The 811-nt window shown below is 46.0% G+C and carries 2 rRNA genes; both read right to left on the reverse strand.

From position 1 onward, the window contains the following. Nucleotides 1-224: ribosomal RNA gene (locus L5L77_RS22560) — 23S ribosomal RNA — on the reverse strand; the annotation flags it as partial. A 362-nt stretch (nucleotides 225-586) separates the two neighbouring features. Continuing rightward, nucleotides 587-811 (reverse strand): 16S ribosomal RNA (locus L5L77_RS22565); the annotation flags it as partial.

The following is an 811-nucleotide window of genomic DNA, read 5'->3' on the forward strand; positions in this document are numbered from 1 at the left end:
TGATTTCTTTTCCTAAGGGTACTTAGATGTTTCAGTTCCCCTCGTTCGCCTCGCAACACTATGTATTCATGTTGCGATAACAGCTTATGCTGCTGGGTTCCCCCATTCGGACATCGTTAGCTCAAATGCTTGTTACTAGCTCGCCAACGCTTTTCGCAAGTTACTACGTCCTTCATCGCCTCTGACTGCCAAGGCATCCACCGTATACGCTTAGTCGCTTAACCATACAACCCAAATGAGTTTCACTCATCTGCGCCGCATTGCGACCAGCTTGGTTTTACTTGTCTCACTTCTGACCAAAGAAGTGGACGCGCCTTAGACGTAAACTATGCCACTAAGCATAATTTACTATTGAATATTCAAGACACTTAATAAAGTGTTTGAGAACTCATGTTCAATGCTTTCGCATTAAACGTTTTGTAATTAATTACATGACAGACTCATGCAATTAAATACTATCAGCTTTCCAAATTGTTAAAGAACAATGCGTACCGGCTAGCGGCGCATTCAGCTCTGACTTCTCCTAAGAGAAGCTAAACAAGCAATCTGTGTGAACACTCAGCAAACATTAAGTTAGTCGTATAGGTAAGGAGGTGATCCAGCCCCAGGTTCCCCTAGGGCTACCTTGTTACGACTTCACCCCAGTCATGAACCACAAAGTGGTGAGCGCCCCCCCGAAGGTTAAGCTACCCACTTCTTTTGCAGCCCACTCCCATGGTGTGACGGGCGGTGTGTACAAGGCCCGGGAACGTATTCACCGTGGCATTCTGATCCACGATTACTAGCGATTCCGACTTCATGGAGTCGAGTT

Source organism: Shewanella sp. SM29 (genome assembly GCF_025654245.1).
GTDB lineage: Bacteria > Pseudomonadota > Gammaproteobacteria > Enterobacterales > Shewanellaceae > Shewanella > Shewanella oncorhynchi.